The following is a 14682-nucleotide window of genomic DNA, read 5'->3' on the forward strand; positions in this document are numbered from 1 at the left end:
CAGCACACCTACTTGAGCTTCGCCCGGGTGTCGGCCCACTTCTTGTTCAGGTCGGCGAAGATCTGTTCCTTCGTCTCCTTCTTCGCGCCGCGGGCCGCGTCGACGATCCGCTGGCGGTACTTGCCGTCGAACAGCGCGATCTCGGCGGTGTTGCCGATCTTGTCGGCGAGCCCCTCCTCGCCCTTCGGCGCCGGGTTCAGCTCGATGAACTCCGTCTTGGCCGTCTGCAGGTCGGCGAGGGACGCCGGCAGCTGCGCGCTCGTCACCACCGAGACGCCGCCCTGGTCGGTGGCGTAGTTCGACTCGTCGGCGAACCAGTCGACCCATGCCCGCGCGGTCGCCTTGTTCTTCGAGTTGACGTTGATGCCGTTCTTGTAGTCGCCGCCGACGACGGTGTGGAACTTGCCGTTGACCTGGTTGGGGAACGGCCAGTAGCCGATGTCGTCCTTGCTGGCGGCGGCCGCCTGCATCTGCACCACGGACCAGGAGCCGAGCATCATCGTGGCGATCTTGCCGGTGCCGAGCATTCCCTTGGACTGCTCCCAGTTGGTCGTCGTCGGGTCCGGCTCGGTGTAGCCGCCCTTGACCGCGTCGAAGAGCAGCGAGTCGATGATGTACTGCTCCTTGCCGGGGCTCCACGGCGCGTCGTCCTTGGCGAGCTTGGTGGCCGCCTCCGGGTCGCCGCTGACGGCGCCGCGCACGCCCTCCCACTGGCCGAGCGGCCAGCCGTCCTTGTAGTTGGTGTACAGCGGGATCACGCCGGTCTTGTCCTTGATGGCCTTCAGCGCCGCCAGGAACTCCTCGGGCGTCTTCGGCGGCTCGGTGACGCCGGCCTGCGCCCACACCTTCTTGTTGAACACGTAGCCCTGGGCGTTGCCGGTGATGGCGAGGCCGTAGACCTTGCCGCCGAACGTCTGCTCGGAGCGCACGAACCGGTACTTGTCCTTCAGCGCGTCCACGGTGCCCAGCGGCTCGAAGAACAGCGGCAGCTGGTCGGCGGTGACGGAGTTCGGGATCGGCAGCACGTCGCCGTAGTTCTTCGTGTTCATCCGGACGCGCACCTCACCCTCGTAGTCGGTGATCGCCTCGAACTTGACGTTCGTGCCGGGATACTTCGCCTCGAACTTCTTCTTGTACTCCGGCAGCACGGTGTCGACGAGGTCGGTCCGCTGCGTCAGTACCGTGATGTCGCCGGCGATCTTGCCGTCCGAGCCGCTGCCCGCGTCGTCCCCGCAGGCGGTGAGGACGAGGGAGGTCACTGCGAGCAAGGCGACGAGGTGCTTCTTCATATGCACGGGTACCACCTTCCGATCAGAGGGGGGTGTTATCGGTTGTGCCGCACAGGTGCCAGGGTCAGAACGAGCGCATGAGGTCGAGCAGGCGGACGTCGACGTCGAAGCCGTCGCGCCGCTCGAACCGGGCGCCGGGCCGGTGGTGCCCGACGATGCCGAACGGGCCTTCGAACTCCCACAGGGCGTAGCCCCAGCCGAACTGGCCGAAGACGTCGAACAGGTCGGCGAACCAGGCCCGGGCGACCTCGTCGGGGGTGTGCTCGTAGCAGCCGAACTCCCCCACGTGCACGGGGACGCCCGCCGCTTCGAGCTCGCGCCACGGCGCGTAGAAGTCGCGCAGCCCGGCGCCGTCCCACCAGCGCCCGTCGTAGTCGCACGGGTAGGCGGGCGCCGGGAGCCCCTGATGCCCGGGCCACCAGGGCGCCCGGAAGTGCGAGACGCTCATCGGCTGGTATCCGCGGACGCTCTGCGTGGCGCCGAGGTCGGCCAGCTCGGGCATGGCGAGGTTGCCGCCGTCGAGACCGTCGATGACCAGCGGCCGGTCCGGCGAGATCGCCCGCACCGCGGCGGCCGCGTGCCGGATGACGGCCTCATGGGCGTCGCGGGTGAAGCCGCGCAGCCCCAGCGCCGGTGGCTCGTTGACGAGATCGAAGCTGAGCTCTTCCGCCGGGATGCCGCTGTACCGCTGGGCGAACCGCTCCCACGTGGCGACGAACGCGTCGCGGGCCGGGCGGTCCGTCCACAGGTTGTACGGCTCGGTCTCCCACCCGGTGATGATGTAGCCGGGCGCGCGGTGCAGGTTCAGTGAAAGATGCAAGCCGCGCTGCCGGCACGCGTCGAGGATCTTGTCGACGCGGGCGAGCACCGACTCGTCGGCCTGGTGCGGGTCGCCGCCGACGCTCCACAGCCGGTAGTCCGTCGGCAGCCGGATGAAGTCGAATCCCCACGCCGCGACGGCGTCCAGGACCCGCTCGTCGGGCCCTGGCGCGCCGGCGTGCGCGTTGAACATCCACTGGACGTTGAACCCGTGGTGGGGCATCGCGGATCGACCCTTCAGGCGGTGCCGGCCCCGGCCGCGCGCCTGGGGTGGAGGCGCGCGCTCACTGAACCGGATAAGTTCCATCAACCTAGGCCCGCACATTGAAGCTGTCAATCCCACTCCGCCGCCACACGCCAAGACTGAAGCGCATAACCCCGCGAGCCAGCACCGACACCGCACCACGCCCCGCCACCACCCCCTGTCGATCCCCTCCAACCCAGCACGCACCGCGACGCCCACACTCCCGAAGCCGATATACAGAGGGAGCCGCCACCTTCCTCGCGATGCGCTGAACACCCCGGGAACCACCAACACCCCAACCTTCCACACCACCCCACCCGACCCGCATCCCCTGCCTGACCCGACCCCCGCACGGATGGAGCACGCCCGCCATGCAGACCGATCCGTCCTATTCAGACGTTGGTCAATGCCCTGAAACGCCCCTTTTCGGGATAGACATTGCGCGATCCACCCACAAATCAGAGATCAACTTGTGGGTGGATCGCGCAACCTCGATGGAACAAAGGGCGCAAACGCGGGCATTGATCACCGTCAGTCTGGGTGGACGGGTTGCCTGTCAAGCGGCGATGCCGGGCATCGAACACCCATTCCCCGGACTGCTCCTGGCCGTGGGATCAGTCGAGCGTGCGTCGCCCGCGGGATGGGAGCCGCAGGGGTGAGGGCCTCATCGGCCGCCGGGGGCATGGCGCGACGCCCGCCTCGATACCGGGCGGGCGGCACGTCGTCAGTAGTCGTCGAGTGCCCGGGCGAGCCCGGCCAGCTACGCATCCAGCAACGCCCCCGGCGGCGCGCCGGATGGAGGCGGGCCGGGTCGTGGTGCCAGGTGTGTCTCGGGTAGGGCGCCCGAGGTGCTGGCCGGCGTCAGGGGGTCGGGTCAGACGCGGACCTGGTCGTCGGTGTCGGCGAACTGGGTGGAATAGAGCTCGGCGTAACGGCCGCCGGCGGCGAGCAGGGATGTGTGGGTGCCGCGTTCGACGATCTGGCCGGCCTCGACGACGAGGATGAGGTCGGCGGCGCGGACGGTGGACAGGCGGTGCGCGATGACGACCGCCGTCCGGCCGCTGAGGGCCTCGGCGAGCGCGGCCTGTACCGCGGCCTCCGACGTCGAGTCGAGGTGCGCGGTCGCCTCGTCGAGGACGACGACCTGCTGACCGGCCAGGAGCAGGCGGGCGATGGTGAGGCGCTGCCGTTCGCCGCCGGAGAGGCGGTAGCCGCGCTCGCCGACGACGGTGTCGAGGCCGTCGGGCAGGGAGGCGACCAGGTCGTCGAGGCGGGCCCGGCGCAGGACCGTCCAGAGCTCGTCCTCGGTCGCCGACGGCCGGGCCAGCAGCAGGTTGGCCCGCACCGACTCGTGGAAGAGGTGCCCGTCCTGGGTGACCATGCCGAGGGTGGCACGGATCGCGTCGAAGGACAGGTCCCGGACGTCGATCCCGCCGAGGCGGACGGTGCCGCTGTCCACGTCGTACAGGCGCGGCAGGAGCTGCGCGATGGTGGACTTCCCGGCGCCGGACGAGCCGACCAGGGCGATCATCTGACCCGGCTCGGCCTTGAACGAGACGTCGTGCAGGACCTCCACGCCGCCGCGGGTGTCCAGGGAGGCGACCTCCTCCAGGGAGGCGAGGGACACCTTGTCGGCGGAGGGGTAGCCGAAGCGGACTGAGGAGAACTCGACGGACACCGGGCCGGGTGGGACCTCGCGGGCGTCGGGCTTCTCCGCGACGAGCGGGCGCAGGTCGAGGATCTCGAAGACCCGTTCGAAGCTGACCAGGGCGCTCATCACCTCCACCCGGGCACTCGCGAGGGCGGTCAGCGGCGCGTACAGCCGGGTGAGCAGCAGCGCGAGCGCCACGACCGCGCCCGCGTCGAGCTGGCCGGCGAGGGCCGCGACGCCGCCGATGCCGTAGACGAGGGCCAGGGCGAGCGAGGACACGACGGTCAGCGCGGTGATGAACACGGTCTGGTTCATCGCGGTGCGGACGCCGATGTCGCGGACCCGGCCGGCCCGGGCGGCGAACTCCACCGACTCGTCGGAGGGCCGGCCGAAGAGCTTGATGAGGGTGGCGCCGGGTGCGGAGAAGCGCTCCGTCATCTGGGTGCTCATCGCCGAGTTGTGGGTGGCTGCCTCGCGCTGCAGGCGGGCGAGCCGGGTGCCCATCCGGCGGGCGGGTAGCACGAACACCGGCAGGAGCAGCAGCGCGAGCAGCGTGATCTTCCACGACAGGCTCACCATCACCGCGAACGTCAGCGACAGGGTGACGACGTTGCTGACGACGCCGGACAGGGTGCCGCTGAAGGCGCGCTGCGCGCCGATGACGTCGTTGTTGAGCCGGCTGACGAGCGCGCCGGTGCGGGTGCGGGTGAAGAACGCGACCGGCATCCGCTGCACGTGGTCGAAGACGGTGGTGCGCAGGTCGAGGATCAGCCCCTCGCCGATCTGCGCCGACAGCAGCCGGGCGAGCAGCCCGACGCCGGCCTCGACGAGCGCGATGGCCGCGATCAGCACCGCGAGGGTGACGACGGTGTCGCGGGAGCCGCCGCCGACGATCGCGTCGACGACCCGGCCGGCGAGCACCGGCGTGGCGACCGCGAGAAGGGCCGTCACGACGCTCAGCGACAGGAACCCGGCGAGCCGGGCCTTGTGCGGGCGGGCGAACGCGGCGATCCGGCGCAGCGTGGCGACCGAGAACGGCCGCCGGTCCTGGGTCGCGTGGATGGCTTGGTACATCTGGTTCCAGGCGGTGACTTCCATGCTCACGTCCGCCACCGTACGACCTGGAGTGGGGTTCAGGTCCAATCGGTTTACAACAGGCCGAGGTCGCGGGCGCGGCGAACCGCCTCGGCGCGGCTGGACGCGTCGACCTTGCGCAGCACCTCCCGGATGTGGGTGCGCACGGTCTTCACCGACACGTCCATGAGCTCGGCGATCTCCTCGGTCGGGGTCAGCGCCGCGAGGTGCCGCAGCACCTCCGCCTGCCGGAGGCTGAAACCGGGCACGGGATCCGCCGCCGTCGCGTGCCGGCGCAGCAGCTGGCGCACGACGCCGTCGGCCTCGTGGAGGGCGCGGGTGCCGCCGTCGTCGACGGTGAACCCGACGGCGGTCCGCAGCGCCTCGGCGGCGCGCTCGTGGTCGCCCTGCCGGGCGGTGCCGGCCGCGAGCAGCAGCCATGCCTCGACGAGCACGCCGACCGGCAGGCCCGGCAGGCACAGCACCTGGTGGGCGCACTCGACGGCGGGCTGCGGGCCGCCGGCGGCGAGCAGCGCCGAGCCGCGGGCCAGGGTCGCCTCCGGCCGCTCCTGGTCGAGGCGGGCCAGGGCGGTGCGGGCCTCCTCGTGGCGGCCCATCGCGACCAGGACCCGCGACTCGGCGAGATCCAGCTCGTGCCGCACCCAGAGGCGGGCCGAGGTCTCCGGCGGCGCGCCGCGCAGGACCGACAGCGCCGCGGGCAGCTCGCCGCGGGCGCGCAGGAGCCTGGACCGCACGATGGTCAGGGTGGCCGCGTAGGCGCTCTCCCGCGGCATGATGTCGGTGGCCAGCCCCTCCTCGGCGGTGCGCAGGTGACGCCAGGCGGCGGTGGTGTCGTAGCGTTCGGCGGCCACCCACGCGAGCGCGAGGTCGGCGATGTGCCGCGGGCCCCGGTTCAGCGCCTCGGTGCGCGCGACCACGTCGGATGCGCGATGGGCCGTGTCGTACGCCGACCGCAGCCTCCCCAGCAGCGCCTCGGTGAAGGCGAGATGCTGCGTGCAGTACGCGAGAAGGCCGCCGCACCGTTCGCTGCGGGCCGCCCGGATCGCCGCGGCGAAACTCCCGGCGGCCTCGTCGAGCCTGCCGGCCCGCAGGTGCGCCGTCGCGACGCCGGACAGGACGAACACCCACAGCTCCGGCCGCACGGCGATCCTGCCCGGGTCGACCTGCGGCAGCAGCCGCGCCGCGGCGCCGGTGACCGCGTCGAGCCGCTCCGCGTCGCCGGTCTCGTAGGCGACGGACTGCTGGACCATGCACGCGGCGAGCCGGACCGGCAGCGGCGCGTCGGGGCCGGGGAGCCAGGCGTTGCCGCTGAGGAGCCGCTCGGCTCTCAGGTGGTCGCTGTGGGAGATCGCGTGGGCGGCGGCGACGATCACGCCCTCGGGCGTGTCGGGCTCGGCGGGCATCCCGGCGAGCAGCGCCGTGAGCCGGCCCGTGGGCCCGTCCACGATGACCTCGCCGACCGCCAGGTCGTCAACGACGAACCGGGCCGCGTCCTCCCACGCGCCGACGGCCGCCGCGTGCCCGACGGCGCCGGCGAGGTCACCGTGCCGGGCGGACCAGCGGGCCGCGACGAGCCCGGCGGTCCTGGCCGCGGCGGGCGGCAGCGGAAGCCGGTCGCGCAGCACGGCACCGAACAGCGGGTGGAGGCGGTAGGTGCCCTGCGCCTCGCTCACCGTCTCCAGGAACGCGCCGGCCTCCTCCAGGTCGGCGATGACGTCGCCCTCCTCGACGCCACCCACGAGCGCGGCGAGCTCGGCCGTGAACGTGTCCAGGCGGGCCACCCCGGCCAGCAGGCGCCGCCGTCGCGGGGTGCACCGGTCAAGGATCTCCCCGGTGAAGTAGTCGACGACGTAGTCGTGCCCGGCCAGCGCCGGCACCCCGGAGCCGTCCGCCATCGCCAGCGCACACAGGCGCACCCCGGCGAGCCAGCCCTGGGTCTGTTCCATCACGTCGGCGAGCGCGTCCGGGGTCAGGTCGACGCCGTGCAGCGCGAACAGCGCCCGCACCTCGCCGGCGTCCAGCGCCAGCTCGGACCAGCGCAGCTCGCTGAGCTGGTCGGTCAGCCGGTAGCGGTGCAGCGGGAAGCGTGGCCGGTGCCGGCCGACGAGCACCAGGCGGAGGTGGCTCTGCGCGTGCCGCAGCAGGAACTCGATCTCGCCCAGCTGCTCCGCGTCGAGCCAGCAAGCGTCGTCGAGGACGAGCACGATCGAGTGCTGCTGGTGGGAGAGGACGGCCGCCAGCTCGGTGACCGCCGCGTGGTCGGGCGCGGTGGTCAGGTCCAGCAGCGCCGCGGGCAGCAGCACCCCGGCGCCGCGCAGGGCCGCCAGCAGGTGCTGCCACAGGCGCGCCGGCTGGGCCCGGTCGTCCTGGTCGACGGTGAGCCACGCGATCGAGTCCCAGCCCGGGCTGTCGTCGGCCCACGCGGCGACCAGGCGGCTCTTGCCGGATCCGGCCGGCCCCGTGACCACGGTGACCGGCAGGTCGGTCAGGCTCCACAACAAGTCGATGAGCTGCTCACGCGGCAGCGCCCGGTCCACCGGCTCGGGCCTGGTGAGCTTCGCGGACAGCAGTGGCGCTCCCTCCATGGAGGCCTCCATCTGTATCGATACCCGACAGCATATGCGGAGAAGCTTGACCTTCCACCTACTGGAACAGGTTCACTCAATGGCATGACACGGGGCATGACACCGGGCGTCACCATCGGCGAGTTCTCGCGGCTGTGCCATCTCAGCGCGAAGACGCTGCGGTACTACCACGATATCGAGCTGCTGGTGCCGGACGGCATCGACGAGGACACCGGCTACCGGCGGTATGCGCCCGGGCAGGTCGACGACGCGCACCTCATCCGGCGGCTGCGGGACCTCGACATGCCGATCGCGCAGATCCGCGGGGTGCTCGCCGAGCCCGACCCGTCCGCGCGGCAGGAGGCCCTGGCCCGGCACCTGGACCGGATGGAGGCCGAGCTCACCCGTACCCGCGACGTGGTCCTGTCGCTGCGCCGCCTGCTGGGGCCCGAGCCCGAGCTGCCGGTCCGGCACCGGCTGTCGGCGGGTTCGCCCGTGCTCCGGGTGTCGGCGCGGATCACCCGCACCGAGGTGACGGACTGGTGCGGGCGGGTCTTCCCCGAGCTGTACGCGACGCTCGCCGCGCTCGGCACCGATCCGGCCGGCCCGGCCGGCGCGACCTACTCCGCGGAGTTCTTCGAGGGCGAGATCGGGGAGGTCGTCGCCTTCGTGCCTGTTTCGGCGGACGTGGTGCGGGCGGGCGACGACCGGTTCGCGACCCTGCCGCCCGCCCGCTACGCCGTCGCCGTGCACAACGGCCCGTTCGCCGACTGCGACATCACGTACGGCCGGCTCGGCCTGCACGTCGCGTCCCACGACACCGCCCTGCCCGACCCGATCGTCGAGGTCTACCTGGTCGGACCCGACGAGACCACCGACCCGGCCGAGTTCCGCACCGAGATCTGCTGGCCGATTTCCGCCTGACCTTCGTTTCCTCAGGAGAGAGAGCACATGACCGACCTCGCCATCGCCCACGTCACCATCGACTGCGCCGACGCGGGCGCCCTCGCCGGCTTCTACGCCGCGCTGCTGGACCGCGCCGTCGACCCGGAGGCGACCCCGTTCTTCGCGACCGTGGGCCGCTCGACCGGCGCCCAGCCCGTCCTCATGTTCATCCAGGTTTCCGACAAGACCCCGGGCAAGAACAGCATCCACCTCGACCTGCACACCGCCGACCTGCCCGGCGCCGTCGCCCGCGCCGTCGGCCTCGGCGCGAAGCAGGTCGGCGACTTCAACGAGTACGGCGCCGTCTGGACGACGTTGTCGGACCCCGAGGGTAACCTCTTCGACATCGGCGCCAGCTGATCGTCTTCAGGGGGTTCGCGATGGACGGGGACCGGCGGCAGCGGTTCGTGGACCTGCACCGGGAGGGCTGCTTCCTGCTGCCCAACGCGTGGGACGCGGGCAGCGCCCGGGTCCTCGAGTCCGCCGGCTTCCCCGCCATCGCGACCACCAGCGCCGGGATCGCGTTCTCCCTCGGCCGGCCCGACCACGACTTCTTCGCCGACCACGGTCCGGGGGCCCGCCTCGACCGCACCACGATGCTCGACCGGGTCCGCGAGATCGTCGCCGCGGTCGACGTGCCGGTGAGCGCCGACCTCGAGGAAGGCTTCGGCACCTCCCCGGAGGACGTCGCGGCCACCATCTCGATGGCAGTCGCCGCCGGCACCGCGGGCGGCAACATCGAGGACTTCACCGGCTCGCGGGCCCGGCCCCTGCACGACCGGGCGCTCGCCGTGGAGCGGATCCGCGCCGCCCGCGCCGCGGTCTCCTCCTCCGGCGAGCCGTTCGTCCTCGTCGGCCGCACCGACGCGCTCATCGTCGGCGGCACCCTCACCGACGCCGTCGACCGGGCCAATGCCTATCTGGCGGCCGGCGCGGACTGCGCGTTCGTGCCGGGCGCCGCCGACCCGGCCACGATCGGCACGCTGGTCCGCGAGCTCACCGGCCCGCTCAACGTGGTCATGGGCCTGACCGGCGGCACCCTGTCCCTGGCCGCCCTGCGCGACCTCGGCGTCCGCCGCGTCACCGTCGGCGGCAGCGTCGCCCGCGCCATGTATCACCACCTGCGTCGGGCCGCCCGCGAGCTGGCCGAGCACGGCACCTTCACGTATGCCGACACCCAGCTCTCCCAGTCCGACCTGAACGACCTCTTCCGCCGTCCGTAGGCCACCGCGGGCGCGCCGCTGCGACGCGCCCGCGGCAGCGCCGCAGGCACGGGCCGCGGCAACGCGCCGCATTCAGATCAGCGCGATCAGGCGGGTTTGCCGAACCAGCGGGCGAGGTGGTCGTCCAGGTCCTGCTGGTCGTCGCCGACCCAGGCGACGTGGCCGTCGGGGCGGAGCAGGACACACGGGGCGTCCAGCGCCGCGGTGGGGTCCCCGAGGTGGTCGACCCGGTCCGACCAGCCGCCGGCGGTCAGGCGGCCGGTGCGGTCCAGCAGCAGGCCGCGGCCGCGGTGCAGCAGGTCGTACAGGCGGCCCTGTTGCACGTCGAGGTCGGGCAGGCGGCGGCCGAGCAGGTCGGGGCCCGGGCCGAAGTCGTAGCGGACGCCGATCGCGGTGATCTTCTCGATCAGGTGGCGGTTCACCTCGTCGAAGTCCATCAGCTCGGTGAGCAGCCTGCGCAGTGCCTGGGGGCCCGGCTCGGTGGAGAACAGCTCCATCTGGGCGCGGGTGTTGTCCAGCACGTCCGCGGCGACCGGATGCCGCTCGGTCTCGTAGGTGTCCAGCAGCGTGTCGGGCGCCCAGCCGCGGATCTGCGCGGCCAGCTTCCAGCCGAGGTTGAAGGCGTCCTGAACGCCCAGGTTGAGGCCCTGCCCGCCGATGGGTGGATGGATGTGTGCCGCGTCGCCGGCCAGCAGCACCCGCCCGACCCGGTACCGTTCGGCGAGTCGGGTGGCGTCGCCGAAGCGGGACAACCAGCGCGGGGAGTGCACGCCGAAGTCGGTGCCGGCGATGGCGTGCAGCTGGCGCTGGAAGTCCTCGAGGGTGGGTGGCTCCGCACGCTCGCTGACTCCCGCGCCGGGGATCACGACGCGATAGACCTCGCCGAAGGGTCCGAAGGTGAACCGCTGATCGGTCTTGCGGACCTCGGCCACCTTGGCGGCGATCTCCTCCGGCGGCGCGGCCGCCTCCATCTCGCCCATCAGCGTGTCGGTCCGCGAGGGTTCGCCGGGGAAGCCGACGCCGAGCAGCTTGCGCACGGTGCTGCGCGCACCGTCGCAGCCGACGAGGTAGCGCGACCGCAGCCGTTCCCCGCCGGCCAGCTCGACGGTCACGCCCTCGCCGTCCTGCTCGAGGCCGGTCACCGCGCAGCCGCGCCGGACCTGCGCGCCCAGATCGACCGCGTGTGCTTCGAGCAGGTGCACGATGACCGGCTGCGGGATGCCCAGCAGGTAGGCGTGCGCGGTGTCCAGGTCCGCGGGCGCGGGCTTGTCGATGGCGGCGAAGAAGCCGGCCGCCGGCCGCCGCCGTGCGCGTTCGGCGATGCGCTCCAGCAGCCCGCGCATCGCCATCAGCTCGATGCTGCGGACATGCAGGCCGACGATGCGGACGAACGACGTGGGCTCGGTCTCCTTCTCCAGGACGAGCACCCGCACGTCGTGCAGCCGCAGCTCGGCGGCGAGCATCGCGCCGGCCGGGCCGCACCCGGCGATGATCACGTCGAACGTGAGCGGCGGGCGGCCGGGGGTGGAGTCGGGGAACTGTGCAGCGTTCATAGGTGTTGCCTTTCGGGAGTGCCTGGTTGGCGGGGCGCTCCCGGCGACACCTACGTCAATCGCCCGGCCGTGACGGCAAGGGGGAGCACCCACTTCGATACAGCGTTCATGGGTCTCACCTCCTTGGGCGGCGTCACGGACAGCAGCAAGGTACAAGCCCGATCCTCATCCCGTCCAGTCCATTCCGGCCGCGACACCCGGACCGACCGCGGGCCGTCCGCGTGTCGCGCGGCGTGTCGATCTGGTGTTCGAAGTCGGGTCGTGTCGGTGCTGTCGTCCGGGCGGGCGGTGTCCTACGGTTCGGGGCGTCGCCGGTCGTCGGGGGCCGGCACGGAATCCGGACGGGGTGGAGCCATGGCAGGTGTGGTGCCGGGGCCGCGGGAGCGGCGGGCGGACGGGTGCACGGTGGAGTTCACGATCGGCGGGGTGCCCGGGGCGATGACGACCGGGCACGGGATGGACGGCACGCTGCGGCGGGTGGACCTGCGGGCGGGGGTGCACGGGTCCGAGCTGGCCGGGCTGGCCGACGCGCTCGCCACGGCGATCACGCTCGGGCTGCAGCACGGGGCGCCGCCGGCCGCGTACATCGACGTGCTGCGGCGGCTCGAGCTGGACGCGCCGATCGAGGACGGCAACCCGCTGGTCGAGGCGCTGGGGTCCGCACCCGAGTAGACGGCACGTCAGATGGCGTCGCGAGGGGGCACCGACGCGGAAACCCCTCGCGACGCGACCCGCGCTGGCCGAGCCGGTGGTGACGATGCCCCGGTCGTGGCGCAGGAGCGTGCCGGCCGCCCGGCCGGTCAGGCGGCGGGCTGGAACAGCTCGATCACGTTGCCGGACGGGTCCTGCAGGAGGATCTGGTGGCCGCCGGGGCCGCTCACGATGTCGTTGCGGAAGGTGAGGCCGGCGGCGCGCAGGCGGGCGACCTCGGCGGGGAGGTCGTCGACGAGGAGATGGATCCGGTTCCAGCCGCCGGGTCCGGGCACCGCGCCGTCGGGCAGGGGGCGGCCGGCGGAGCTGGCGGGGCCACTCAGCAGGAGGCGGAGCCGGCCGCGGACCACGTCGGCGAAGGCAGGCGCGGCGTCGGTCCTGACCGTGAAGCCCAGGTGGGTGGTGTAGAACGCGGCGGCGGCCGGGACGTCGCCGACCATGTACCGGACGTGGACCAGATCCTTCAGTTCGAGGCTCATCACTGCGACCTTTCGAGGGTGCTGTCGATGGCGTGCAGCAGGAACGTGATGCGGGTCGTCAGGTCTTCGGCGGTGCGGGCGAACGGCGACGGCTCGGTCGAGGTCGCCGGGTCGGGCAGGCTCCAGTGGGCGAGGGCGGGCGCGCCGGCGAACGCGGGGCGCAGCTCGCGGACGCGGTCGCACAGGCTGATCACGTGGTCGAAGGGCTCGTCGGCGAAGACGCTCAGGTGCTTCGGGTGGCGGCCGGCGATGTCGATGCCGGCGGCGCGCATGACGCGGACCGCCTCGGGGTGCACGGGCTTGGGGTCGCTGCCGGCGCTGGCGGCCCGGACCCTGCCGCCGCCGAGCCGCTCCAGCAGCGCCTCGGCCATCTGGGAACGGGAGCTGTTGCCCGTGCACAGGAACAACACGCGGACGGGGGTGCGGGGGAAGGACGGCGGCGGCTCCGCGGGGGTGAGGCGCACGCCGGGGTGCAACGCGAGACCGGCCGAGGCGAGCTGCGCGCGGTACTCGACCAGGTCGAGGCTGTAATACGTGTCGCGCTTGTCGGCGGAGCTGCGCCGGGTCCGGACCAGCCCGCCGGAGCGCAGCTGGGCGAGGTGGTAGGAGGTCAGGCTCTGCCGCTGGCCGACCAGCGCCGCCAGCTCGCCGACCTGCCGGTCGCTGCGCGACAGCTCCCGCAGCAGCTGCCACCGCACGGGATGCCCGGCCAGGCGCAGCACGCCCGGTGGTGAATCCTCCATGAACTCATAATACATCAAATCAAACTGATGGTTACGCCGATCGCAGCGGCGATGAGGAGGGTGGGAACCACGCCCCGGCGCAGCGGCAGCAGCAGGACCGCGGCGCCGGCGAGGACGGCGAACTGCCACGGCTCGCGCAGCGCGGCGGTGAGCAGGATCGCGGAGCCGAGGATCGCACCGATGGCGGCGGGGCCGGCGCCGTCGAGGAACGCCCGGACCCGCGCGTCGCCCCGCAGGCGGTCGAAGCGGTGCGCGCCGAGCAGGATGAACGCGAACGACGGGCTGAACGCCACGACCGAGGCGAGCACGCCACCGCCGATGCCCGCCGCGGCGTAGCCGACCACCGCGACGGTGTGCACGACGGGGCCCGGCGTGATCTGCCCGAGCGCGACCGCGTTGAGGAACTGCGCGTCGGTCATCCAATGGAAGCGGTCGACGGCGTCGGCCCGCATCAGCGGGATGATGACGAAGCCGCCACCGTACGACAGCGCGCCGACCTTCAGCGCCACCCAGGCGATCGACAGCAGCACTCCCCCGCCCGCGCCGGCCGCGGCGAGCAGCGGCAGGCCGGGAGCGCGCCGGGTGCCGGCGACGGTGAGCGCGGCCTCCAGCACGCCGCAGGCGAGCAGGACGAGGACGAGCCACGGGCCGAGGGTCGCCGCGGCCACGATCCCGACGGCGACGTACAGCACCCAGCGCACCTTGCTGCCCGACTGCCAGGCCCGCTGCCGGCTCGCCGGGAGGAGGCTCCAGCCGGCCTGGACCGCGACCGCCGCGACGGCCGCGCCGGCGCCGGCCCCGGCACCGCGCACCCATGCGGGCGGCGACCCGGCCAGGAACAGCACGGACAGGGCGAGGATCAGGACGAGGCCCGGCACGATGAACGCGGCCCCGCCGACGAGCGCGCCGACCCGCCCGCGGACCCGCCACGCGCAGAAGATGGCGAGCTGGGTCGAGGCCGGGCCGGGCAGCAGGTTGCAGGCCGCGACCGCGTCCTCGAACTCGGTCGCGTCCAGCCACCGGCGGCGGTCCACGCACAGCTGCCGCAGCAGCGCGATGTGCGAGGGCGGGCCGCCGAAGCCGACGCAGCCGATCCGCCCCCACTCCTTGAGCACGGTGAGCAGTCCGACCTGAGGGTCCACGACGAGCACCATACACCAGTCCAGTTTGATGCACTTGCCCCCGACGGCCGCCGGCCGCGGTCGGCTGGCCACCCCCGGCGGCGAGGTCGTCAGGCCCCGAAAGAACGGGCTGACCAGGGCGTTGAGGTTCCCGCAGGGTTTCGGCAGGGTCCCCGCGGCAACATCGCCGGTGACCACTGGTCCCAGTGGGTCATCGGGGGAACGCGCGCCGGTCCCGGCCGGCG

General features: G+C 72.8%; 12 protein-coding genes. 4 read left to right on the plus strand and 8 right to left on the minus strand.

Features of this window, described 5'->3' with window-relative positions:
• Window positions 1-8 precede the first annotated feature (8 nt).
• From ACQEVZ_RS10735 to ACQEVZ_RS10750, 4 genes are all read right to left on the minus strand, one after another.
• A complete protein-coding gene (locus ACQEVZ_RS10735) occupies window positions 9-1289 on the minus strand; it encodes an ABC transporter substrate-binding protein (protein WP_433376717.1) in 1281 nt (426 codons plus the stop codon).
• 64 nt (window positions 1290-1353) lie between these two features.
• A complete protein-coding gene (locus tag ACQEVZ_RS10740) occupies window positions 1354-2331 on the minus strand; it encodes a glycoside hydrolase family 5 protein (protein WP_433364742.1) in 978 nt (325 codons plus the stop codon).
• 895 nt (window positions 2332-3226) lie between these two features.
• Window positions 3227-5077: an ABC transporter ATP-binding protein gene (locus ACQEVZ_RS10745; RefSeq protein ID WP_433376720.1), complete on the minus strand. Its 1851-nt coding sequence runs from the start codon at window positions 5075-5077 to the stop codon at window positions 3227-3229.
• 74 nt (window positions 5078-5151) lie between these two features.
• Window positions 5152-7683, minus strand: a complete 2532-nt coding sequence (locus ACQEVZ_RS10750; protein WP_433364745.1) for an AAA family ATPase — start codon at window positions 7681-7683, stop codon at window positions 5152-5154.
• A gap of 84 nt (window positions 7684-7767) precedes the next feature.
• On the opposite strand from ACQEVZ_RS10750, the gene ACQEVZ_RS10755 reads away from it, so the two are divergent.
• The 3 genes from ACQEVZ_RS10755 to ACQEVZ_RS10765 are packed head-to-tail and all read left to right on the plus strand — an operon-like array spanning window position 7768 to window position 9830.
• Complete coding sequence (locus ACQEVZ_RS10755; protein WP_433364748.1) at window positions 7768-8586, plus strand: MerR family transcriptional regulator; 819 nt, start codon at window positions 7768-7770, stop codon at window positions 8584-8586.
• A gap of 27 nt (window positions 8587-8613) precedes the next feature.
• Window positions 8614-8967 (plus strand): VOC family protein, encoded by a 354-nt coding sequence (locus ACQEVZ_RS10760; protein ID WP_433364751.1) that lies wholly within the window; start codon window positions 8614-8616, stop codon window positions 8965-8967.
• 20 nt (window positions 8968-8987) lie between these two features.
• Window positions 8988-9830 (plus strand): isocitrate lyase/PEP mutase family protein, encoded by an 843-nt coding sequence (locus ACQEVZ_RS10765; protein WP_433364754.1) that lies wholly within the window; start codon window positions 8988-8990, stop codon window positions 9828-9830.
• Between the two features lie 86 nt (window positions 9831-9916).
• Here the strand turns inward: ACQEVZ_RS10765 and rox are convergent, their stop codons facing one another.
• Complete coding sequence (gene rox, locus ACQEVZ_RS10770) at window positions 9917-11383, minus strand: rifampin monooxygenase (RefSeq protein WP_433364757.1); 1467 nt, start codon at window positions 11381-11383, stop codon at window positions 9917-9919.
• A gap of 354 nt (window positions 11384-11737) precedes the next feature.
• Here rox and ACQEVZ_RS10775 point away from each other — a divergent pair, with 354 nt between their 5' ends.
• Complete coding sequence (locus tag ACQEVZ_RS10775) at window positions 11738-12055, plus strand: hypothetical protein (protein ID WP_344509451.1); 318 nt, start codon at window positions 11738-11740, stop codon at window positions 12053-12055.
• 128 nt (window positions 12056-12183) lie between these two features.
• Here ACQEVZ_RS10775 and ACQEVZ_RS10780 read toward each other — a convergent pair whose 3' ends face one another.
• Genes ACQEVZ_RS10780 through chrA form a run of 3 tightly spaced genes read right to left on the minus strand, consistent with a single transcriptional unit; the run spans window position 12184 to window position 14458 of the window.
• Window positions 12184-12573, minus strand: a complete 390-nt coding sequence (locus ACQEVZ_RS10780; protein ID WP_433364762.1) for a VOC family protein — start codon at window positions 12571-12573, stop codon at window positions 12184-12186.
• Entirely contained in the window at window positions 12573-13316 is a 744-nt protein-coding gene (locus ACQEVZ_RS10785) for an ArsR family transcriptional regulator (RefSeq protein WP_433364765.1), read from the minus strand. The genes ACQEVZ_RS10780 and ACQEVZ_RS10785 overlap by 1 nt, the downstream gene beginning before the upstream one ends.
• A gap of 14 nt (window positions 13317-13330) precedes the next feature.
• Window positions 13331-14458: a chromate efflux transporter gene (gene chrA / locus ACQEVZ_RS10790; protein WP_344509445.1), complete on the minus strand. Its 1128-nt coding sequence runs from the start codon at window positions 14456-14458 to the stop codon at window positions 13331-13333.
• Between the last annotated feature and the right edge of the window lie 224 nt (window positions 14459-14682).

This window comes from Dactylosporangium sp. CA-152071 (genome assembly GCF_050936335.1).
GTDB classification, from domain to species: domain Bacteria; phylum Actinomycetota; class Actinomycetes; order Mycobacteriales; family Micromonosporaceae; genus Dactylosporangium; species Dactylosporangium maewongense.